This window comes from Mesorhizobium sp. M0478 (assembly GCF_040321305.1).
Classification (GTDB): Bacteria; Pseudomonadota; Alphaproteobacteria; order Rhizobiales; family Rhizobiaceae; genus Mesorhizobium.
Genome location: NZ_JAMYRH010000022.1, coordinates 1 through 18,995 on the forward strand (window position 1 = coordinate 1; position 18,995 = coordinate 18,995).

An 18,995-nucleotide genomic window follows, 5' to 3' on the forward strand; every position below is an offset into this window, starting at 1 on the left:
CTAACACTTTAGCGGTAGAGCTGTGCCTCGTTGCGGAATGCTTTGTCGACAAGGCTGTTGTTGGCAAACCCACCATCGACGTCGACGATCTCCAGGCTGATTGGTTTTTCACCAGCCGAAAGGTCGTCGGGGTCTTTGACCATCGCCGGCCAGAAGGCGCAGTTCATCAAATGGGACGGGACAGGACCGGCACAGCCGCGGGAGAAGCCTCCGGGCTAGTTCTCCTCGCGGAAGCCTGCAGTGAGGCGTGGCGGAGGTCCTCCTAGCCGCGCAGGTGCTTCACAGCTCAAGCTCATACGGGCACTCGGGAAGGGACCGAGTTTAAATCGGGTTATGGTTGCAGCGCGGATTAGACCATCAGGCTTAATTGCTGCGCTGTCATTCTGCGGGTAGGATCGGGGTGTGGTTAATGCCACTCTCCAGTGTGGTCGGCACCGTCACGTCACCCAACTGTAACGTTGCCCCCGACAGCGCCGACCACGCTCAATGTCGGCCGATTAGGCCGGGCCTCCCCTGTACGAAACCGTACCTTCGAACCTCCTTCGCTAAAAAGAGAGTAAATAACTCCCTTCGCCGGAAGGGAGGCCGCGATGGATCTAATAAAGCATTTAGAAACCGCACGTGCGGTGATGGAAACCAGCTTTCAGTTGCAGAGCCGGTCGATGACCGGAACATCTGCTTTCCGCAGCCACATGGACCACACTCGGCAAGCCATCCTAGAGTCGCGCGAACTGCTCAAGCGCCTTCGCCAACGCTACCGCGAAGATATGGCCCAGGTGCTCGAAGACGAGGACGATCTCGCGCCGATGCGCATATCGGGGTTCGATGCCGACGTTCTCCGCTCCGCATTTCAAAACCTAGTCAGGGATGCAGACGTGCCCGAGTGTCAGTGGCGCGTTGTCGCTGAATGCTTGGTACGCGAATATGTCGGGTGTGAGCAGATCGAAGCCGGCTTGCTGGATTGGATCACGAAGAAGTAGTGCCCGTTTTTGTTGCGAGAAACCCGCCGCGCTGGCCTGGCACGACGGGCTCGATTTGCGGCTACATCCTTTCGGCATCGACCGCAGTGTCTCAACTTAGGACACCAGAAATTGTTCCGCCGGCCGTTCAGCAACCTTCCGTAGTCTTTTTTACCTGCCCAGGGGCTGCGGAACTGGCGCTTGTGTCCTGCTGGCCAGGCGCGGCCTGCTTGGCGCTACCTGTCTGTTGTCCTGGCGCGCAGTCCTTGGCCGAGTTCGAATTCGTTCCGCTCGTGGTGGTCGAATCCGTTCCGGTCGTCGCTCCCTGGTCAGTGCTCGGCATCGTCGTAGTTGTTGAGGATCCGCCTGTAGTTGTCGAGGACCCGCCTGTGGTGGTGCTGGTCGATTGGGCAAAGGCGAACCCAGTTGATAATGCCGCAATGGCTGCAGCGCAGAGAAGCCGTTTCATAGTGAACTCCGTTTTCCGCAAACGTCCCTTCAGTGACGAAACATCTCAGGGAAACGACGGTTCCAAAATCGGGGCAAGAAACCACCGGGGATTCACATATTCGCGATTTGGATCTAGAATCTCGGGATGGAAGCGATCTTCGATGATATCGCCAGCGCCCTCAGGGAGCCCCGCCAGGACGTGTGGCGCCCTGTCCGCGCCTTTGCCCTCGACATGGCCGGCAAGCTGTTCCTCGCTATTGGCTTAGGTGTTGGCTTCAGAATGGCGCTGGCTGGTTAGCGTAGATCTGCCCCGGCGATGCGCCGCGTGAATGCCCGCTCGACTCCAGCAACAGCCTCATTCTTCGTTTGGACTGTTCCGCGCGCGCCGCCGTCATGGCAGGTCCAGAACCAAGTGCCTGCGGCTGGACCGTGCATCGTCTTCATGATGCGGCCGACCTTTTCCTGCTGGAACGCTGCGGCGAAATCGAAGGGCGCCGTCTGCCCTCCTATGACGGTCCGCGACCATGCCAGCCAAACGCGAGCACCTCGGCCGAGCACGAACTTGAACGCCTCATCCTGCTTCTCGAACGTCTGAAGAATTGCGCTTCCGTCGAGGACCTGAAAGCCGATTTGATAGGCGAAGCGGACGGTAAGGCGATCTGCTGGCATGGCTCCGATATAGCGTTCAATCTTCCTCGCGGAAATCCTGCAGCGAGGCATGCCTAAGGTCTTCCTCGCCGCGCAAGTGCTTCACGCGGCCAATCAGCCCCGGTTTGACCCATTGCGTTGCCGGTCGCTTCATTCCCTTCGGCGCCGGCCCAGCGTGCTCCTGGACGCGCTTCCATAGCCGTTCCCGGATTGCCCGGCTGGAGTTGATGAACGCTGAGCCGACATACTGCCCGGTCTTCCGATCGGATAGCTTTCGCCTCGCCGGGCAGCGCCTGGCTGAATTGGATGCGAATGTTGGCGGGGATCATGCTCTCGAGGATTTCACGCCGTTCCTGCAGGGCCATGTCCCGGAGATCGTGGCCGTTGAGGTGGAGGAGATCGAAGGCGACGAAATAGAGGTCGTGCTGCCGGCGTGTGATTGCCTTGCGCAGCGCGGCGAAGTCGGAAAGGCCGGCTTCGTTCAGGACGATGATCTCACCGTCTATGATTGCGCTCTCGGCTCCGAGCTCTGCGCTTGCGGCCACAATGTCGCGGTATTTGGTTGTCCAGTCGAGCCCGCGACGGGTGTAGATCCGCGTCCCGTCCTCGTCGATAATTAACTGGGAACGGTAGCGTCAAACTTCACCTCGTGAGTCCATCCATCGCCCTCGGGAGGCTTGTCCACAAGGGTCGGCATCAAAGGCTCGATGAACTTCAAACGCATGAACACACCTGCCACCCGGCGAACCAATTAGCATGTGCTGAAATGGTTCCTGGAATAAAAAACGATTGTGGACTAGCCACTAGTTTCGGTGGAGTAACCTACCACTTGCATTCGGCGTGCTTGACTCTGTTCGGCTCACAGTTCTTTCTTTGCGTCGTGGGGAGAAGTAAAATGAGAGTACACGCCTACAGGGTCGCTCAGCGCGGGCCTAGATCCCTAGAAGCTCTTTTGGATTGGCTTTGGGCGCGTCCTATCCACAACCGTTCGTTTGCTGGCAAGGCACCGACGATGCGGCTTGAAAGCTTAGAAAAGCTAGATGGATTTATTATGGCTGACTTTGCGGCTCCACGGCTAGGCCATGGACCGGGAAAAATGGCTCCGGCGGTGCCGGTAACGGCAATTGCGATGGAGGAAGGACACTCGTTCGCAGAAGATACTGCTTTCGTCGTGGATGCGGCAACGGGCTACATGGCCCTTCAATACAATCATGCAGGCCCCCGCCTGGGGAGCGTGCGCGATTATCTGTTCTCCGCAGACAAGGCGGCTGGGATGCCTGGTGGCGCACAGCCCTTAAGCGCGGACGCGTTCGGCTTCGGCGTTGGGTCCGTCCTTAGGCCTGAGGCCTACGCCCGTTTGCGGCGGTTTGGAATATTCCGATCCGTGGAAGTTGAGATCAGCCTCCCGGGCGCTTTGGCCGTTGACCTGGAGGAAGGCCGCAGCTTGAGCAGCGTTTTGAACGCGCCTTTGCCCGATGGCGTCGAGACGATGTCGATCAAACTGCAGTCAACCGCCGCACGGGGTGGTCAGCTCGCGGCAGAGGGAGTTTGGGGTATTGCTGACGACATCGTCCGCTTAGGAAATGCAGTGAGATCCGCCATCATCGTCGGAAAGGTGGACGACGATTCTCGTCAGGAGGAGGTCGATTTGATCTCGGAGAGGCTATCAACTGACGTGCGGATCCAGTTGGGCAACGGAATGAGATATGATAGAAATGACAGATGGAACGCACTGCGCAGAGCACTAGAGAGTTGGCGGGAAGCCGGGATGTTGCCGGTTTGAAGCTGAAACCCATCCATTTCGAGCGGTCCTGGCCGTACGTTGGGGCGGTGGCAGTTGTAGCTATCTGGCTCTATGTCGGAGGGGACAGCACTTTCCCTTCTGACCCACTGCCAATGTTGGCGGCGGCGGGGACCGTCGCATCCGTTTTGGTCGGATTCATCATCACCGCTGAGACCATTGTGCTCGGGCTTACGGGCACCCCTGTGTTCAAAAAGCTTGCTGCCACTGGGTATGCCGGGATGTTATTCAACTATCTGCATGAGGCGCTTTGGGGTGCCCTGTGTTTCCTAGTTGTGTCATTTCTAGGGTTCTTCACGTTGCAAGCGCCCACGCCACCGTTGCAAGCGGGGGGCGTCCCTGAGTGGTTTGCTACCCTATTTGTGGCATGCGCCGTTGGCTCCATCCTGCTTTTTGTACGGATATCCATAATTCTATCTTCGCTGCTCAAAAACGCTTCCAAGTCTTAGCTGGCACCGGCTACCCGCGAAGTCTAAATCGAACGCAAAAAAAGCCCGCCAACCTGAGCCGGCGGGCCTTTCTGGATTTCGGTGGAGCAGAGCCCCATTGCCTCAAGCGTCGTGATGCTCGGGCATCTCTTTCAGTTGATCTTTGGTCCATGAGGTCACTGCGTGAACATCGCCATCTTCATCCCGCATGAAGTCCAACTGGCTGGCGGGCACGGAAACAGACTTAGCGCCGATCCCCAGAAACCCGCCGACATCAATCACGACCTGTGTAGCATCGCCGGCCCCATGCGTGTGTGAGACCGTCCCGATTTTCTCGTCGTCGGGGCCATAGATCGTGGCATCTTCCAGATTGTCCTGAGTCAGTTCCGTGCCTGTGAGCCGCACATGCTTGGTGTGGTCCATTGTCGGTATCTCCTCTCGGTCTAGACCATTCCAACAATCGAAATCTCCGTCCGTTCCGAAGAAAGGGCGATTTCCGCATCATTTCGGCGTCAACAAGGTGCAGTATCTCTGGCCGCCCGGTTTGGACAAATAGAACCGCAGACGAAACGCCCTCCGCTGAGTTGTCGGGCTGCGGGAGGCTTGTTGCCTCCGGACGACCTCAATAACAGCGAAACGCGGGCTCACCAAGAAAACCCCAGTAATCTTAGCCAGCCGGTCGCCCGGCATGAGGGACAAACTGAGCGACCAGTCTCTGTACGATCCCATTACCCACAAAGTTGCCAAGTGGCTCGAATATCGCTGATGGCGCGGAGACCGACAGGCCTCGCGCCAAGTTTTCCCGCAAATCCTGTCTATAACCGCTGCCCTACTCGCGGCGGCCGATCCGCCGCACGACGTCGGTGTCGCCCGGCAATGGCGCGAGTTCACGAACGTTCATGTGCTGCCTATGTAGCGCAGTCGGTTCGAGCCCTAGCGCATGCTTTCGGGTGGCTTTCATGGCCTTTTCCGCCACGTCTTTCAGTGGATCGGATTGATCATATCCTGAAAACGAAAGGGCGTGCGCGTTCCCGACCCTAAGCTGATAGGCATCGTCGCTCTCACCCTTGCGGTCGACCTGCAATCGTTTTGCCAGCGCGTCGCGCAGCCGCAGGCGGTGATCCGCGTCGCTTTCGTCTTTGGATCGCTGCGAATGCAGTGTGATAGCGGCGGCGGCCCATTGGCGTGCCCTGTAGGCCTTGCCATCCTCGTTCGCGTGCCGTTCGATGTGCATCGCGCGGCAGTCCGTGAGCATAGCCTTGCCAATGGTCTTGTTGCTCTTGCTGCGCGGGTCCTTCCGTGCGTTCGTTTCGACCACGGACCAAAGCCGAACTTCGAACGCCTCGTCGGTCTCACCCATGCGGACAGGGACAACGACACTGGCCCGCATCGTGCCGATCGTATCGACTACAGCCCGTCTAATCGCGCGAGCGTCGATTACAAGGTCCGCCCGGCCGGCCGCCAACGCCGCGATGTTGGTGCCTTCAATGGCGAGCATGTGCTCGTCGATCACCTTAGCGGTGTGACAGACGCCGGCCAGAAGCTCGAACATGGTCTCGTAGGCGTCGGCGAGCGGTGCATAGTGCTCGGTCTTGGCAGCGACGGCCTGCCTTCCGACCGTGGCGTTGCGCGAGGCTGTCTTGGCTTTAGCTAGCATGGCCTTCGTCGGCTCGACGGCGGCCGTGAGTGACTTGACCATCTGCTCGGCGTCGCGGAGATCGTTGTGCAGCTTTTCGATGTTGCCGCCGTTCAACACGACGTCGGCGCGGCTTTCATCGAGCTCGGCATACCGGGCCAGATATCGCGCGATGTCGGTTTCAAGGCGGTCTACGACACTCTGCAGCCTGGCCACCTCGGCTTTGAGCGCGGCGGCGTCTTCGGCAGCCGGCGCTGCGGGCTGGGCGTTCAGGAGTTCATCGAGGGGTGTCACTTCGCCCGGCCCGTAGGTCTTGATCTCGGGGCTGGAGCGTTCGGTAAGCTGCGCGAAGTCGAGATCGCTCATTTCGCTGGCCCGGCGGTGGGCTGGAATGCCGGCGCTCAGGGCCTCGTCGATCTCGTCGACTTCGCCGAGCTCGTCGCTGTCGACCGTTCGGGCGTTCAGCCGGTCGCTACGCCGGGAGTTCATCTTATCGCTCATCGCGAGCTCGTCGGGGTTCGGTGCCCACTCTCCGGTGATACTGGTCATGGTCGTGTCCTTTTTCGGGTTGCGAGGAAAGCGTTGATGCGGGCGAAATCTTCCAAGAACCACTGGGCCGCAGACGCGAGCGAGGGGGGTGTACCCATGCCGTTTCGGACAACTTGCTGTGGCGTGCGGTTGAAGGCTCCGCTGAGTTGCGCGAGCGCGTTGTTCACGGGCAGGGTGCGTTTTGTGATCAACATGGTCTGTTGTTACCCCGCGAGGTAACCGGCAATTGTGCCGGCAAGCCGCTTGGACGCCGCCGCAGTGGGCGCGCGACGAGATTTTGCTAGACCGAGATCGGCGAGTACCCGACGAAGTGTGTTGGTGGAGGTGCTGTAGGCGGCAGCGTTGATCGGCTTGCCGCCGGCCATGTCGCTTTCGGCCTGCTCGCAAATCACCGATAGGGTGGCAGCGCGGCGCAACAGTAGGGCTTGAGCGTCGGATGGCGCGCCGCCGATGGCGTCACTGAGCAGTGCCAGCACATCCCGATAGCGCCTAGCCACAGTCGAGCGACCGTCGACGCGACCGAGAAACAGCTGGCCGCCCGTGGTCAGGCGGCTTTGGCTTCGACCTTAGCCGCTCTTACAGGCTTGTGCAGGGCTGCTACGTCGCTAGCTGTAGGCATATTTCACGCTCTGATCGCGGACATCGTGCGGACACGAGGCAGTCACCGACCCATAAAGTCAAGCGAAATCAACATACTTGTCCATAACTGTCTACTGATAAAACATCAGTGGCAGCCGCTGTCCTGGCGCGTGAGGCGGATGGGGGGCGAGGACAAAAGTCACCACTCCGCTAGCGGATCTTCCATAGGCAGCGCTTCGCCGTCGTCCGTCTCGTTCTGCCAATCATGAGGCTCTTGGGGTTCGATAGGCTGACCCCGTGCGCCGCGGCTCTGTTGGTTTCGATGCCAGCTAGATACGTCGTCAAACTCGGAGCGATCGAGGGAAGACCTCTGGCGAGCTCGCCGGCGGTCGCTTAGGCGATCTTCAGGCCGAGGATGTGCCTCGGAGTGGCGGCCCACGGCCTCCTGATCTTGAGCGGGTCCTATAGCGCTCATAATCGGCTCGCCAGCCTCCAAGAGGGCGTCCGGTGCCACGGTAGCCGCTTCCGTTAGCAGCAAACCCAGCGTGGCGCGGGCAGCTGTTGCGTCGACGCGGCTCGGCCTTGGCGGCAGCCGCAGCCATTGCCGGTTCCTGGCGTGTCTAATCCCGTAAAGGCGTTCCGCTTCGGCCGCCCGGTTCGCGGCGCGTTGCGTCAGCCCGTCCTTTAGGGGTTGTCGCAAAGTTGTAACGTAACGTTGCATCCATCGGTGCAAAGTCATCCGACTGACGCCTAGCTCAGCCGCCACCTCGCCGAGCGAATGTCCCTGCGCCACGAGGTCCTGCAGTGTTTGCGCCATCTCAGGTTTGAAGAGACTAGGACGCGCCATCCGCTTCGCTCAACCTATCACGCGTCGCCGTCGTGCTGTGTAACCTGCGGCCCGCCGCGCAGCGCCAGCTCCGCGTCTTTGATCCATTTTCGAAGTTGCTCCCTTGCTCGACCGTCGTCAGGGACTGCAATCGCCTTGGCGTGTGGCGCCGAAAGGATCAGGCGCTGGACCTCGGCGAGAGCCGATCGCAGTTGCAGGTGGTCATCGTCTGTCATGGCAATCTCGTTCCTAAGCTGCGCGAGGTAGCGGTGGTCGTTCTGCAGAGGTTTTTCAGCCGAGTTTAGGTTTGTGCGGGTATCAGCGGGTATCAGCGGGTATGTTTTTGGCCATAAATTCATAGATGTCAGGTGTGGTATTGTAATTACTCCGACAGTTTTATTCGTTTGATCGAAAGCATACCCGCTGATACCCGCTGATACCCGCAAAGTGCCCGAGCATCGCCGCTGCTGCCGTCGCAGCTGCATTATCCGCCGCCCACTTCTGCCAGGCACCACAGGTTCTGCTTAGCGTGCGTGTCTCTTACGGATGTGATTTTTAAGCCGTCGACGACGCGTCCGCTCTGTTTCCCCAGCCATTTGCCTAACTCTCGCGTGTCGATTTCACCTCGGCCGGGCACTCCGGCCACTTCGAGCAGCGCCGCGTGCAGGCCGGGATTGTCGAGCTTGAAGCCGCCGATAGTCCCCTTCTTTTCCGCGAGCTCTTTCAGCCCGGCTGTGGCCAGCGGCTTGCCTAAGGCCGTAGGGTCAGGCCGTGCTGCCTCACCCTGCAAGGCGTCGCGCCATGCAGCGACGACTTGCCGAACCTGGGTCTTTTTCGGGTCGTCGACCCTCGCGGCTTCCATCGTATCGACAGGGTCGGTGCGACCGAGCCATACGATCGCTGAGCGAACCAGCCGTGACCAGTCACCGAACGAAGCCAGCGCCGGCAGCGTAGCGGGACAACCGGCCACGCTGTATGCGCGAACGATGGTAAGAGCTGCGGCGACGTAGTGGCCGCGGTCGGCCAGCACCATTTCGAACGGGTCGGCTTTGAACTGCCGCAGCTCTGGCCGCTCCATATTGGGGTCGAGAGAACAGGTGATCGATCGCCGAACGATATCGCCCACGATCTTGATATTGTTGCCGGTCGCGAACATGGTGGACCGGCTCTCAATCCGGACGTTCTTCGATTGACCCAGAACGCGGACTTCATTCACTGGCCTTTCAATGAACTGGCACAGCGCGTCGCCGTAGAGTTCGCCGTTCAAATTATCGATCGAGATCAACGCCTGCCCTTTCATGAGCGCTGAGCCGAGCCGCTTCTCCGTCTCTTCCTCTGTCCTGCCGGCCGCTATAACCGGGCATCGCTGCCCTGTGGCAATAGCGGACGCGAGGTCGACGATGTAGCTCTTGCCCGAACCGGCTTCCGGGGCATTGACCACGTGCAGTGGTGCGACGACTAGCGCACCACGCACCACCGGCGTGATCAGCCCGGACAGCGCCACCGAGCGGCTTGCATCATCTGCAAATGGAAACTCCGTGAGGAGCCCGTCGAGAGTGCTGAGCGCTCGCAGCGCGTCGCTTCGACTTGGCCTTTCAGATATCGCCGGCAGCGTCGGCGGGTCGATGAGGATCAGCCGTGTTGCTGGATCATAGCCCGGTTCACTCAAGATGGTTCCGTCGGGTCTCAGCGTCGGCGTGGTGATGACGCCCGCAACGCGCGGCAGCCGCCATTCGCCATCACGCGAAAGGATTGTTGCAGCGAGGTCGTGGGATGGATCGGTCGGCACGTAAGTCTTTTTGCGGGCATCCCATTTTTGAAAATTAGCGACACGGGACATATGGTCTTTGAGCGTGTCGGTCGTGGCTTCCGCAAACCTCGCCACCTTGGTTTTTCGCCCCTTGGACGCGTCGACTTCGTCGACGACAGGCCGCTTGATCCTTTCACCGTGAACGTAGAGCGGTGCGCCGGCGTCGATCAGCGCCGTTTCCGCCTGCGTCGCTAGTGTGTGCAGGATACCGGCCCTTACTGTGATGAGGGGGCGGTCACCGTCGCCGCGGTCGAGGCCTTCGCGCCAGTTCGGATTTGCCTCGCTCGCCATATAGAAGATCGTACCGGCGCCGATCTCGCTGGGCGGTGAGTTTGCAAAGCCTTCCCACCTCTCCGCGCAACATGCGTAGTCGTACTTACCCACCGCCTTTTTCGACCATTCATCGAACAGCTGAAAACCTTCGCCGCTGCCTTCCGACGCCCGCCACAGTGCCATTCCCACCTTGTTCCACTCGTCCCAGGAGACGTTGTCGTTTGGGATGACGGCCATGGCCGCCGATAACAGTTCGATGCCGGCATGTGGGTCGTTGCCGGGCTTGTGGTTGCCGGTATCCCCACGCTGCGATGCGTGGGTCAGCTTCACCCAACCACGCTTTTCGAACAGCCGGTCGACGGCATCGCAGATCGCGTAAAGTTGCTGTTTCGTCACCAACGGCAGTTTGTCGATTGGCGTGTTGGCAGGTGACGCGTCGACCCATGAGTATTTAGCGGCCACCGTATTGCCGTCGGCTTCAAACGAATGGGTGCCGATCACGCCTATGTACCGCTTGCGCGTGCCGCCGAAAATTTCGAGCTGGCACTTGTTCTGCTTCATGAACGCCTTTCGCTCTGTAGGGGGCATCGCTGCGACCTTCTCAAGGTCCGTCTCCGGCGGCAGCCAGGCACGCGAAGACATACTGTCAAAGTCGCCTTCGATGCGGGCCAGTATTGTGAACTTGTGGCCGACACTGTTGCGAATGAGCAGCGGGTTGCGCTCGTCGTTCAGGTCCGGCGCGCCGTTCATGATCTCTTCGAATGCTAGGTCGGACATTTCCTTTTGGTAGATGTCGCCGTCGAACGCGATCAGCGGCGGGGTGATAATCACTCCGCTGGAGCCGCCCTTACGCGACCGGCCCCACTTGATAATCATCTCCGGTGTCGGTTCGAGGGTCTGCCATGCGTCATGCAGCGGGGTCGCCTTGTCGCGGGTGAGCATGACGAGGTAGCCGTTCGCCAGTGCCGCAAGCCGCCACGCCGTCAGGTCGCTCAGTTTTGTAGCGTTTTCGGCCGTCGCGGTGTCGAGAATGTTCATTGTTCTTGGTTCCATTTCAATGCCGTTCACGGTTCGCTCTGGCGGCTCGGCAATCGCAGCGAGCCCGTCGGCGGGCTCGGCGGCGCCACTTCGGGGTGTTTCTGTGTTGCCTTCCTTTTGGTTTTGTGCGCGCTGCCGGCAGTGCTCCACCCTTCCAGTCATTCGCGACGGCGGTTTCGCTTAATATGCCGCGCGCCGTGGATTTGGCCTGCGCTCGCGTCGGTCGAGCCATTCGCGCACTGCGACAAGGCGATACAATTTACGCCCGCCCACCATGAGGCTCGGTATGCCGTCCGGCTGATTTTCGTATCTGGCAACCGTGCGCTCAGAGCACTTCAGCGCATCTGCGAGCGATGCCCGGTCAAGGTAGCCGTTAAGAAGGACGTCAGTGGTGTTCATCTTGCTCTCCAAGGGTCTGCACAACACCGTGCGTTGACAATGGATGACAAGATCGTTGAAGCCAGCCTGTAGTAAAAGTAGGGTCTATTTACAGGATTTGTCTTCGAGGTGTTTTGCCCAGATTTCCGTTACGCAATCGAGCGTCAATGGCGCAGGCGGTCCGTAAGGTTGAGCCTGCCACCCACCACGGCAGTGGTAATCGTAAACTTCGGTAGCCTCGGGGCTAGCTTTGCGGTGGCGAATGTTGTCTCGCAGGTTCTTTAGCTGCTCCCAAGGCTGCAACTCTCCGTCGCCAAGTTTCATACGGCCGCCAGTTGCCTTCGCCACGTCCCTGCAAGCCTGCTCAAGCGAGATATGTTTCTCCGCCACCAGGGCGTCGACCGCTGCTACCGTCAAGGCCTCGTCCACCGCCCGCTGGAGTGGCTTTGCCCGCCGTCCTTTTTTCCGACGTTCGTCCAGGATGTCGACCAAGAACCGGAACGGCGCTTCCAGCTGTTCGTCGTGGAGAAAGTCCGATACGGCGGCCAATGCCATGTTGGCGCTCTTCTCGCGGTCAATGGCATAAGCGCCCGCGGCCGCCCTCAGAGCGTCCATCAGCCCGTCGCGGCGCTGTTGCTCAGCTCCGCTGATAATATTGGCAATCCCAGCCCTAAGATGGTCCATAGTGCACCTCTTATTCCGTCATCCAACCCCGGTACAGATCGACGCCGGCCACGTAGTGCCAAACCCACCGCCATTCTTGCACCATGGCCTCGGCTGTCTCCTGGGAGGTGCTTCCGGTCGGAAGCACGCCCTCGTCGAGGAGGTGCTTGGCGACCGCCTTCTGCGTTGGTGGAGCGGCTCGCGGATACCTCGCCTCGAAAAGGACCGCAGCATCGTAGGCCTTTTCCCAGCCAGCTCGGATCGGTGCCGCGCCAAGAAGTTGTACGGCCATCACTGCGATCCCTTGCGAGTGGCGACGTCCGGCGACTTGGCCGCACCTTCCTGCGGCTGTTGCGGGGCGCGCTTTGTTAGCGCATCGAGCAAGGCCTGATCTTTAAGCCGGGCGAGGTCTGCCTCGTCCTGCATCGCTTCCATAAGGTCGTCCGCCGCCTGCTGTAGCGTCTTCATCGTCAAGCTCCTTGCCTGATGGGAAAAATCTCCGCTGACGTCGCGCCACTCGCGCTCTCGCCCGTTGGCATCACAATCGCGCCGGCTCGCTCAGTTGCCTGCCGGAGCGGGTCGTCCATCAGGTGCGCATAGCGGGCCGTGGTGGCCGGCTGCGAGTGCCCGAGCAAGGCACCGATGATCGGTAGCGACAGGCCAGCCGACGCCAGGACGGAGGCGTAGGTGTGCCGCAGGTCGTGGAGGCGTGCCGTTGGCGTCAGGGTGACCCGCTCCTTGCCTTTGCTGTCCTTTGCAGATGTCGCCTGCACGATCCCGGCAGCGACACAAAGCTCACGCCATGCTCTTTTGATCTCGATCCGGTGCGGGCTGCCGCGGCCGGGGAACACGAAGGGCGACAGGTCTTCGCCACGCTTCGCGGCTGCCTTCTCTGCGGCGGCATGGATGGCGACGAGGAGTTGCCGGGCAGGGGCGGAGAGGGGGACGCGGTGCAGTGTCTTCTGCTTCGTGGTCGAGCCTGGTTTCGTCCACACGCCATCCTTGATGTCGAACTGATCCCACTTTTGCGGCCTGGACCTCGCCACGGCGCGCGCCGGTCAGCAGCAGCAGCCGCACAATGTTCGCGGCTTGTTGGTCCTCATGCTCGGCAAGCGCCTTGGTCAGGGTCGCCAACTCGGCGATAGACAAATACCGATGGCGCTTCTGCTCATCATTGCGCTCGACGCCCTTGGCGGGGTTGTCTGCGCGCCACCTCCACTTGATGGCGAGCCCAAACATCTTCGACAGAACGGCCACCGTCCTGTTTGCTAGATAGGGCGCGCCTTTCGAAATCTTTCGGTGCAGCTCATCGATGTCGGAAAACTCGACCTCAGCAACCTTCTTGTTTTTCAGGGCGGGCAGGATGTGGTTCTTGATCAAAGCCTTGTAGTCGCGAGAGGTTGAAGCTCGCTTCTTGGTCAGATGTTCTTCTTCGAAACGGTCGCACAGGTCGGCCACGGTCTTTGCGTCGCGCGCCGCGGCAACGTCACCCATTGGATCAGCGCCCACATCAACCTGCTGCTTGAGGCGTTTCGCTTCCTCGCGTGCGGGACCGCTTTTCCAGTCTGGGAAGGAGCCGATCGTATATCGGCGCTCCAGGCCGGAGCGAGTGCGGTAATTCAAGATGAAGGCCCGCGCGCCAGCCTTGGTAACGCGAACGCCAAAGCCCTTCACGTCGTCGTCATAGGTAATCTTGTTTCCGCTGGCGGGTGCCGGTAGGTTCTTGATCACGACATCTGAAAGCTTCACGTCAGGCTCCTGTGTCCGCACTGTGTCCGTCGGCCCGACGGCTAGCAGTGTGCGGTTATTGTCTCACAGTGTCCTGATTTGTCAAAAGGTGTCCTATAGAAATCAATGGCTTATGTGCAGACGCGGATAAAATCAAATGAAAGCAACAGCTTGCCCAAAAGGCCAAAAAAGAACTTTTAATCAGTAGGTCTCGGGTTCGAACCCCGACGCGCTCACCAGAAATATTTCGTGCGAAAGTTGCTCCCTGTCAGCAGCCCCCGTCGCCGCCTACAATCGCCGCCCGGTCTTGACGTCGAACAGATGAGCACAGGCGCGGTCGATCTCGATCCGCATCTGCTCGCCCTGTTTCAGTGCCAGCCGCTCGCGGAAAAGGCAGGAGATTTCTTCTCCGGCGCAGTCGACCCTGGCAAAGATTTCCGAACCCGTTGCTTCCAGAAGCACGATCGTGCCGGGGATTCCTTTGGCGGTCGTCGCTCGGATGTGTTCGGGCCGGATGCCGTAGATGAGGTCGTCGCCGGGAATGTTGGTCAGGTCGATGCCTTCTGGCAGCGGCAAGATCAGTCCACCGGCGCTGCGGAAAACGCCTTCCTCGACATGGCCGCGAATGAAATTCATCGCCGGCGAGCCGATGAAGCCGGCAACGAAGAGGTTGGCCGGGCGATCGTAGAGATCGAGCGGCGCGCCGATCTGCTCGACAAGGCCGTCATGCAGCACGACGATCTTGTCGGCCATGGTCATGGCCTCGATCTGGTCGTGGGTGACGTAGATGGTGGTGGTTCCCAGCCGCTGGTGCAGCGCCTTGATCTCGCCGCGCATCTGCACGCGCAATTTGGCGTCGAGATTGGACAGCGGCTCGTCGAACAGGAACACCTGCGGGTCGCGCACGATGGCGCGGCCCATGGCGACGCGCTGGCGCTGGCCGCCGGAAAGCTGACGCGGATAGCGGTCGAGCAGCTTGTCCAGGCCGAGAATGCTGGCGGCCCTCCCGACGCGGCCGGCGGTGTCGGCCGGATCGGCTTTCTTGATCTTCAGGGCAAAGCCCATATTGTCGGCCACCGTCATATGCGGATAGAGCGCGTAGTTCTGGAACACCATGGCGATGTTTCGGTCGCGCGCCCTGAGATTGTTGACGACGCGATCGCCAATGGCGATCCTGCCGCCCGAGATCGTTTCCAGTCCGGCAATCATGCGCAGCAGCGTCGACTTTCCGCAGCCCGACGGCCCGACCAGGATGACGAATTCGCCATCGGCGATGTCGACGCTGACATCGTGGATGATCTTGGCGGCTCCGAAAGCCTTCTGAACGTTCTTGATTGTTACCGATGCCATCGGATTTCTCCCGGAAATGAGTGATGTCGGGGCCGTGCCTCAGCCGCCCTTGACGGCGCCTGCGGTCAGCCCGGCGACGATCTGCCTTTGCGCGAACAGGGTCAGCACCAGCACCGGCAGCGTCACCACAAGTGCTGCGGCGGCGAGCGGACCCCAGCTCACCTGCTCGTAGGAAAGCATGTTGTAGACGGCGACCGGCAGCGTGCGGGTCTCGCGGCTGGCGAGCACAATGCCGAAGACGAAATTGTTCCATGAGAAGATGATCGACAGGATGAAGGCGACGACAATGCCCGGCTTGGCGATGGGCAAGGCGACCAGCCGGAACACCTGCCAGGAACTGGCGCCATCGATGTTGGCCGCTTCTTCCAGCTCCATCGGCGTGGTCTCGAAATAGCCGATCATCACCCAGACCACGATCGGCACCGTCACCACCAGATGGATGATGATCTGCGGCCACAGCGTGCCGAGAATGCCGACCCACTGGAACAGTAGGAACAGCGGAATGAGATAGGAAAGCCCCGGCGTCATGCGGGCGATCATGATGACCACCGCCGAGCGTTCGGCCTTGAGCCGCGCGATGCCATAGCCCGCCGGCACGCCGATCAGCAGCGCCAGCAACGTTGCCGTGCCCGTCACCAGAACCGAATTCCAGAAATAGAGCAGGAAATTGTTCTCCTCGAATACCTTCACATAGTTCGACCAGGCGAGATGTTCCGGGATCAGGATCGGCGGGTATGCACCGTTGTCGATCTCGAACTTCAGCGACAGCGAGACCATCCAGAGGAAGAACAGGATCGCCGGCGAGACGAAGACCAGAGCCGCGAAAAACAGCCCGATCCGGTTGAGCAGCCGTGAACTCATCTATTTGCCCTCCACCCCAATCCATTGGGAGCGCTGGCGCAGCATCAGCAGGATGAAGGACAGCGCGACGATGACGATGAAGAACACCACGGCCATGCTCGAGCCATAGCCGATGTCGTAGTAGGAGAAGGCGGTGTTGTAGAGATAGATGTTGATGGTTTCCGAGGCCGTGCCCGGTCCGCCCTGGGTCATCGCGTAGATGATGTCAAAACTCTTCAGCGCATCGATGGTGCGGATGATCATCGCGATCATCAGGAACGGCGCGATCATCGGCAAGGTGAGATAGCGGAATTGCTGCCAGGCGTTGGCGCCATCGATCTCGGCGCTCTCGAAGGGCTCGCGCGGCACGGAGGCCAAGCCGCCCAGCACGATCAGCATCACCAGCGGCGTCCACTGCCAGGTCTCGACCGCAACCAGGGACGGGATGACCGTCCTGGCATTAAAGATCCATTCCTGCGCCGGGATGCCGACCAGCGACAACAGATAGTTGAGCACGCCAAGCTGGGGATGGAACATCATCGTCCAGACCAGCGCCACGGCGACTGGCGTTGCCATCATCGGCATGACGAAGACGCCGCGCAACAGGCCGCGCAGCGGAAATTTGGCGTCGAAGATCAGCGCCGCGACAGTGCCGAGGAACATCGGCGCCGCGACCGAAAGCGCCGTGTAGGTCAGCGTATGGAAAAGCGATTCCCAGAAGCGTTGGTCGACTGCCAGCCGCAGATAGTTTTCCATCCCGGCAAAGCTTCGCGCCTGGCCGAGGGTCCAGCGGTTGACGCTCATCCACAGTGTGAAGGCCCAGGGAAAGACGATCACGGCGCCGACGACGACGAGCGCCGGGACGACGAAAGGCCAGTAGTTGGGAGCCAGACGGATGGTCTGGCCCCCTTCGTTGGCTTGCGTCGTCACCCCGGTGCGTTCTGGGGTGATGGCGGACATCAGCCTTGCTCGCTCCTGTCGAGCACCGGCTGGAATTGCTCGGTGGCCTTCTTCAGTTCCTCTGCCGGATCGGCGCCGGCGATCAGATTGGTCAACGCCACGCCATAGATGTCGCGGAACTCGGTGACCGGGATGATGACCGGAAGCGACAGCCGGCTGACATTGCCCGAGCCGACCACGGCATCGAGCCAGCTCGCCGGCATGGTGACGCCTTCGCGCACCTTGGGGTCTTCCAGCACCGACTTGCGGAACGGCACGCCGGCGCCGGCCTGCAGCAGGCGCGCGCCCATAGCCGGTGACACCGCCCACTGACAGAACAGATAGGCGGCCTCCTTCTTCTCGCTGGCGGCCGTCACGCCGAGGCCGTCGCCAAAGGTGCCGGCGGCATGCGCCTTGGGCCCCTTGGGCATGACGCCGTAGCCGACCTTGCCGACCACTCGTGACTTTTCCGGGTTTTCCATCGGCGGGGCAAAGCCGACGCCATCGAACCACATGCCGATCTTGCCTTGCAGGAAGGCGGACTGGGCTTCGGCCCAGTTGAATCCGGTGACGCCTGGAGGCGCCGACTTGGTCATCAGCCGCTGGTAGAGGCTGGCGGCCTCGACCGCCTCGGGCGAGGTCGTGCGCAGCTTGCCCTTGTCATCGAGCGGCGTCATGTCGTAGCCGAGCATCAGCGACGTCCACACCGGCGTGTTGGCGTTTTTCAGGCCGCGGGCGACAAAGCCGTAGGTGTTGGTCGACGGATCGGTCAGCGTTTCGGCGGCGGCCACCAGCTGCTCGAACGTCTCGGGGTATTTGAGGCCCTTGGCCTCGAACAATTCCTTGTTCCAGTAGACGATCCAGTAATCCACCGAGAACGGCAGCGAGCGCAGCACGCCCTGGCCGTCCTTGGCAAACAGCATGCCGGCATCGGCGAAATCGGTTTCCACCAGCGCAGGATCGGTCAGGGTCGGGTCGGCGAGATAGCCTGATATGTCGGCCAGCCAGTCGCCCTTTTCGAACTGGCGCTTCTGCACGTGGTAGCTCAGATGCACGACGTCGAAGCTCGGTTTGCCGGAGCTCAGTTCGATCACCGTCTTCTGGCGCTGCTGCTGTTCCGGCGTCGCTTCGGCATTGACCTTGATCCCGGTCAGTTCCTCGAACTCGGCGATGTATTTTATCAGCGTGTCGCTGCGCGGGCTTTTCACCAGATTGACGTCAAGCGTCGTTCCCGCAAAGCGCTTCCAGTCGACGCCGGCGGCAAAGCTTGGGCGAACGCCGGCAAAGCCGGCGGCGGCAAGGGCGGCGGTTCCCTGGAGGAGTTGCCTCCTGGTTGGGTTGAACAGATTGGACGACATTTTCTTCCTCCCGGTTGTTGTCGTTGTCGATTGCGCCGCAGCGACCGCGGCGCGGCTCATGCTTCCTCAGATTTGCAGCGCCAGCCGGCGCGCCTTGTCGATATGCTGGCTAATGGCCTCGACCGCCTTGCCAGGATCGCGGCTCTGCATCGCATCGATCACCGCCAGGTGCTCGCGCATGACCGGCACGACGCGCCCGTCGATACGGAACCGCTCCTGGTGGATCAGCCGGATCTTCACCGAATTGACCAGATAGGCCTTGGCGATGATCTCGTTGCCCAGCGCATCGATGAACGTGTCGTGCATGGCCCAGTCGATGGTCTGCGCCTTGGCCTCCATCTCCGGCGTCGGGGTATGCGCCAGCGCCTGGGCAAGCATGTCCTCATGCTCGCGCCGCAAGCGGGCAAGCTCGGCGTCGGACGCGCTGACCGTAAACAGCGCCACCGCTTCACGCTCCATGAACAGGCGGAACTGAAAGGCCTCGCGGATCAGGCTGATATCGATATGGGCGATCTGCATGCCGCGCTGCGGGAAGGTCGTCAGCAGTCCTTCCGCCTCGAGACGCGGCACGATCTCGCGAATGGCGCCGAGCGGCAGTCCGGTGAAGGCAACCAGCTCACGCTGCGACACGAACTGGCCCGGCTTGAAGTCGCGCGCCAGCAAATGCCGCGTGAAGCTGGCATAGGCCTTCTCCCTGAGGGTGGTCGGTTCGTTGCCGTCTTCCATTTCGGCGCGCTTCTCT

Annotated in this window: 22 protein-coding genes and 2 pseudogenes; 4 read left to right on the forward strand and 20 right to left on the reverse strand. The window is 60.7% G+C overall.

The window, feature by feature from the left end; genetic code table 11:
* Nucleotides 1-8: 8 nt before the first annotated feature.
* On the reverse strand, nucleotides 9-167 hold the full coding sequence (locus NKI64_RS30575) for a hypothetical protein (RefSeq protein WP_352504817.1): 159 nt from the start codon (nucleotides 165-167) through the stop codon (nucleotides 9-11).
* A gap of 423 nt (nucleotides 168-590) precedes the next feature.
* On the opposite strand from NKI64_RS30575, the gene NKI64_RS30580 reads away from it, so the two are divergent.
* Nucleotides 591-980 carry a hypothetical protein gene (locus NKI64_RS30580; RefSeq protein WP_352671866.1) on the forward strand — a complete coding sequence of 130 codons (390 nt, stop codon included), beginning with the start codon at nucleotides 591-593 and terminating at the stop codon, nucleotides 978-980.
* Nucleotides 981-1,554: 574 nt separating this feature from the next.
* Nucleotides 1,555-1,707, forward strand: a complete 153-nt coding sequence (locus tag NKI64_RS30585; protein WP_352671868.1) for a hypothetical protein — start codon at nucleotides 1,555-1,557, stop codon at nucleotides 1,705-1,707.
* Here NKI64_RS30585 and NKI64_RS30590 read toward each other — a convergent pair.
* Both NKI64_RS30590 and NKI64_RS30595 read right to left on the reverse strand, forming a co-directional pair.
* On the reverse strand, nucleotides 1,704-2,078 hold the full coding sequence (locus tag NKI64_RS30590) for a hypothetical protein (RefSeq protein ID WP_352504710.1): 375 nt from the start codon (nucleotides 2,076-2,078) through the stop codon (nucleotides 1,704-1,706). The genes NKI64_RS30585 and NKI64_RS30590 overlap by 4 nt on opposite strands.
* Before the next feature lie 16 nt (nucleotides 2,079-2,094).
* Nucleotides 2,095-2,781, reverse strand: a pseudogene (locus NKI64_RS30595) (ATP-dependent DNA ligase).
* A 171-nt stretch (nucleotides 2,782-2,952) separates the two neighbouring features.
* Here NKI64_RS30595 and NKI64_RS30600 point away from each other — a divergent pair.
* Together NKI64_RS30600 and NKI64_RS30605 are read left to right on the forward strand one after the other, a co-directional pair.
* Nucleotides 2,953-3,840, forward strand: a complete 888-nt coding sequence (locus NKI64_RS30600) for a hypothetical protein (RefSeq protein ID WP_352671870.1) — start codon at nucleotides 2,953-2,955, stop codon at nucleotides 3,838-3,840.
* Entirely contained in the window at nucleotides 3,837-4,307 is a 471-nt protein-coding gene (locus NKI64_RS30605) for a hypothetical protein (protein WP_352671872.1), read from the forward strand. Before NKI64_RS30600 ends, NKI64_RS30605 begins: the two co-directional genes overlap by 4 nt.
* Before the next feature lie 102 nt (nucleotides 4,308-4,409).
* Here the strand turns inward: NKI64_RS30605 and NKI64_RS30610 are convergent, their stop codons facing one another.
* From NKI64_RS30610 to NKI64_RS30690, 17 genes and pseudogenes are all read right to left on the reverse strand, one after another.
* A complete protein-coding gene (locus tag NKI64_RS30610; protein WP_352504708.1) occupies nucleotides 4,410-4,709 on the reverse strand; it encodes a PRC-barrel domain-containing protein in 300 nt (99 codons plus the stop codon).
* 406 nt (nucleotides 4,710-5,115) lie between these two features.
* Entirely contained in the window at nucleotides 5,116-6,471 is a 1,356-nt protein-coding gene (locus NKI64_RS30615; protein WP_352671874.1) for a hypothetical protein, read from the reverse strand.
* Nucleotides 6,472-6,674: 203 nt separating this feature from the next.
* Complete coding sequence (locus NKI64_RS30620; RefSeq protein WP_352671876.1) at nucleotides 6,675-6,947, reverse strand: hypothetical protein; 273 nt, start codon at nucleotides 6,945-6,947, stop codon at nucleotides 6,675-6,677.
* A 302-nt stretch (nucleotides 6,948-7,249) separates the two neighbouring features.
* Nucleotides 7,250-7,897 carry a helix-turn-helix domain-containing protein gene (locus tag NKI64_RS30625; protein ID WP_352671878.1) on the reverse strand — a complete coding sequence of 216 codons (648 nt, stop codon included), beginning with the start codon at nucleotides 7,895-7,897 and terminating at the stop codon, nucleotides 7,250-7,252.
* A gap of 17 nt (nucleotides 7,898-7,914) precedes the next feature.
* Nucleotides 7,915-8,112: a hypothetical protein gene (locus tag NKI64_RS30630; protein WP_352504704.1), complete on the reverse strand. Its 198-nt coding sequence runs from the start codon at nucleotides 8,110-8,112 to the stop codon at nucleotides 7,915-7,917.
* Nucleotides 8,113-8,360: 248 nt separating this feature from the next.
* Entirely contained in the window at nucleotides 8,361-10,997 is a 2,637-nt protein-coding gene (locus tag NKI64_RS30635) for a PriCT-2 domain-containing protein (protein WP_352671880.1), read from the reverse strand.
* Nucleotides 10,998-11,177: 180 nt separating this feature from the next.
* Nucleotides 11,178-11,396: a hypothetical protein gene (locus tag NKI64_RS30640; RefSeq protein WP_352504701.1), complete on the reverse strand. Its 219-nt coding sequence runs from the start codon at nucleotides 11,394-11,396 to the stop codon at nucleotides 11,178-11,180.
* Nucleotides 11,397-11,480: 84 nt separating this feature from the next.
* Nucleotides 11,481-12,059 (reverse strand): hypothetical protein, encoded by a 579-nt coding sequence (locus tag NKI64_RS30645; RefSeq protein ID WP_352671882.1) that lies wholly within the window; start codon nucleotides 12,057-12,059, stop codon nucleotides 11,481-11,483.
* Between the two features lie 10 nt (nucleotides 12,060-12,069).
* Nucleotides 12,070-12,330, reverse strand: a complete 261-nt coding sequence (locus NKI64_RS30650) for a hypothetical protein (RefSeq protein ID WP_023745133.1) — start codon at nucleotides 12,328-12,330, stop codon at nucleotides 12,070-12,072.
* Entirely contained in the window at nucleotides 12,330-12,506 is a 177-nt protein-coding gene (locus NKI64_RS30655) for a hypothetical protein (protein WP_023745132.1), read from the reverse strand. The genes NKI64_RS30650 and NKI64_RS30655 overlap by 1 nt, the downstream gene beginning before the upstream one ends.
* A 2-nt stretch (nucleotides 12,507-12,508) precedes the next feature.
* Nucleotides 12,509-13,084 carry a tyrosine-type recombinase/integrase gene (locus NKI64_RS30660; RefSeq protein WP_352671885.1) on the reverse strand — a complete coding sequence of 192 codons (576 nt, stop codon included), beginning with the start codon at nucleotides 13,082-13,084 and terminating at the stop codon, nucleotides 12,509-12,511.
* 196 nt (nucleotides 13,085-13,280) lie between these two features.
* Nucleotides 13,281-13,808 (reverse strand): annotated as a pseudogene (locus NKI64_RS30665) (integrase arm-type DNA-binding domain-containing protein); the annotation flags it as partial.
* Between the two features lie 246 nt (nucleotides 13,809-14,054).
* Nucleotides 14,055-15,116 carry an ABC transporter ATP-binding protein gene (locus tag NKI64_RS30670; protein ID WP_352535353.1) on the reverse strand — a complete coding sequence of 354 codons (1,062 nt, stop codon included), beginning with the start codon at nucleotides 15,114-15,116 and terminating at the stop codon, nucleotides 14,055-14,057.
* A 39-nt stretch (nucleotides 15,117-15,155) separates the two neighbouring features.
* A complete protein-coding gene (locus NKI64_RS30675; RefSeq protein ID WP_023684659.1) occupies nucleotides 15,156-15,977 on the reverse strand; it encodes a carbohydrate ABC transporter permease in 822 nt (273 codons plus the stop codon).
* Nucleotides 15,978-16,916 carry a carbohydrate ABC transporter permease gene (locus NKI64_RS30680; RefSeq protein WP_352671887.1) on the reverse strand — a complete coding sequence of 313 codons (939 nt, stop codon included), beginning with the start codon at nucleotides 16,914-16,916 and terminating at the stop codon, nucleotides 15,978-15,980.
* The gene (locus NKI64_RS30685; protein ID WP_352671889.1) at nucleotides 16,916-18,253 is read right to left on the reverse strand and encodes an ABC transporter substrate-binding protein; all 1,338 of its coding nucleotides are present in this window, start codon (nucleotides 18,251-18,253) and stop codon (nucleotides 16,916-16,918) included. The genes NKI64_RS30680 and NKI64_RS30685 overlap by 1 nt, the downstream gene beginning before the upstream one ends.
* A 66-nt stretch (nucleotides 18,254-18,319) precedes the next feature.
* Nucleotides 18,320-18,979: a GntR family transcriptional regulator gene (locus tag NKI64_RS30690; protein ID WP_023738696.1), complete on the reverse strand. Its 660-nt coding sequence runs from the start codon at nucleotides 18,977-18,979 to the stop codon at nucleotides 18,320-18,322.
* Nucleotides 18,980-18,995 lie beyond the last annotated feature (16 nt).

Coding starts and splice junctions, on each gene's coding strand:
- NKI64_RS30575 (WP_352504817.1), bottom strand. CDS start 167: ATGAACTGCGCCTTCTGGCCGGCGATGGTCAAAGACCCCGACGACCTT.
- NKI64_RS30580 (WP_352671866.1), top strand. CDS start 591: ATGGATCTAATAAAGCATTTAGAAACCGCACGTGCGGTGATGGAAACC.
- NKI64_RS30585 (WP_352671868.1), top strand. CDS start 1,555: ATGGAAGCGATCTTCGATGATATCGCCAGCGCCCTCAGGGAGCCCCGC.
- NKI64_RS30590 (WP_352504710.1), bottom strand. CDS start 2,078: ATGCCAGCAGATCGCCTTACCGTCCGCTTCGCCTATCAAATCGGCTTT.
- NKI64_RS30600 (WP_352671870.1), top strand. CDS start 2,953: ATGAGAGTACACGCCTACAGGGTCGCTCAGCGCGGGCCTAGATCCCTA.
- NKI64_RS30610 (WP_352504708.1), bottom strand. CDS start 4,709: ATGGACCACACCAAGCATGTGCGGCTCACAGGCACGGAACTGACTCAG.
- NKI64_RS30615 (WP_352671874.1), bottom strand. CDS start 6,471: ATGACCAGTATCACCGGAGAGTGGGCACCGAACCCCGACGAGCTCGCG.
- NKI64_RS30625 (WP_352671878.1), bottom strand. CDS start 7,897: ATGGCGCGTCCTAGTCTCTTCAAACCTGAGATGGCGCAAACACTGCAG.
- NKI64_RS30630 (WP_352504704.1), bottom strand. CDS start 8,112: ATGACAGACGATGACCACCTGCAACTGCGATCGGCTCTCGCCGAGGTC.
- NKI64_RS30635 (WP_352671880.1), bottom strand. CDS start 10,997: ATGAACATTCTCGACACCGCGACGGCCGAAAACGCTACAAAACTGAGC.
- NKI64_RS30640 (WP_352504701.1), bottom strand. CDS start 11,396: ATGAACACCACTGACGTCCTTCTTAACGGCTACCTTGACCGGGCATCG.
- NKI64_RS30645 (WP_352671882.1), bottom strand. CDS start 12,059: ATGGACCATCTTAGGGCTGGGATTGCCAATATTATCAGCGGAGCTGAG.
- NKI64_RS30650 (WP_023745133.1), bottom strand. CDS start 12,330: ATGGCCGTACAACTTCTTGGCGCGGCACCGATCCGAGCTGGCTGGGAA.
- NKI64_RS30655 (WP_023745132.1), bottom strand. CDS start 12,506: ATGAAGACGCTACAGCAGGCGGCGGACGACCTTATGGAAGCGATGCAG.
- NKI64_RS30670 (WP_352535353.1), bottom strand. CDS start 15,116: ATGGCATCGGTAACAATCAAGAACGTTCAGAAGGCTTTCGGAGCCGCC.
- NKI64_RS30675 (WP_023684659.1), bottom strand. CDS start 15,977: ATGAGTTCACGGCTGCTCAACCGGATCGGGCTGTTTTTCGCGGCTCTG.
- NKI64_RS30680 (WP_352671887.1), bottom strand. CDS start 16,916: ATGTCCGCCATCACCCCAGAACGCACCGGGGTGACGACGCAAGCCAAC.
- NKI64_RS30685 (WP_352671889.1), bottom strand. CDS start 18,253: ATGTCGTCCAATCTGTTCAACCCAACCAGGAGGCAACTCCTCCAGGGA.
- NKI64_RS30690 (WP_023738696.1), bottom strand. CDS start 18,979: ATGGAAGACGGCAACGAACCGACCACCCTCAGGGAGAAGGCCTATGCC.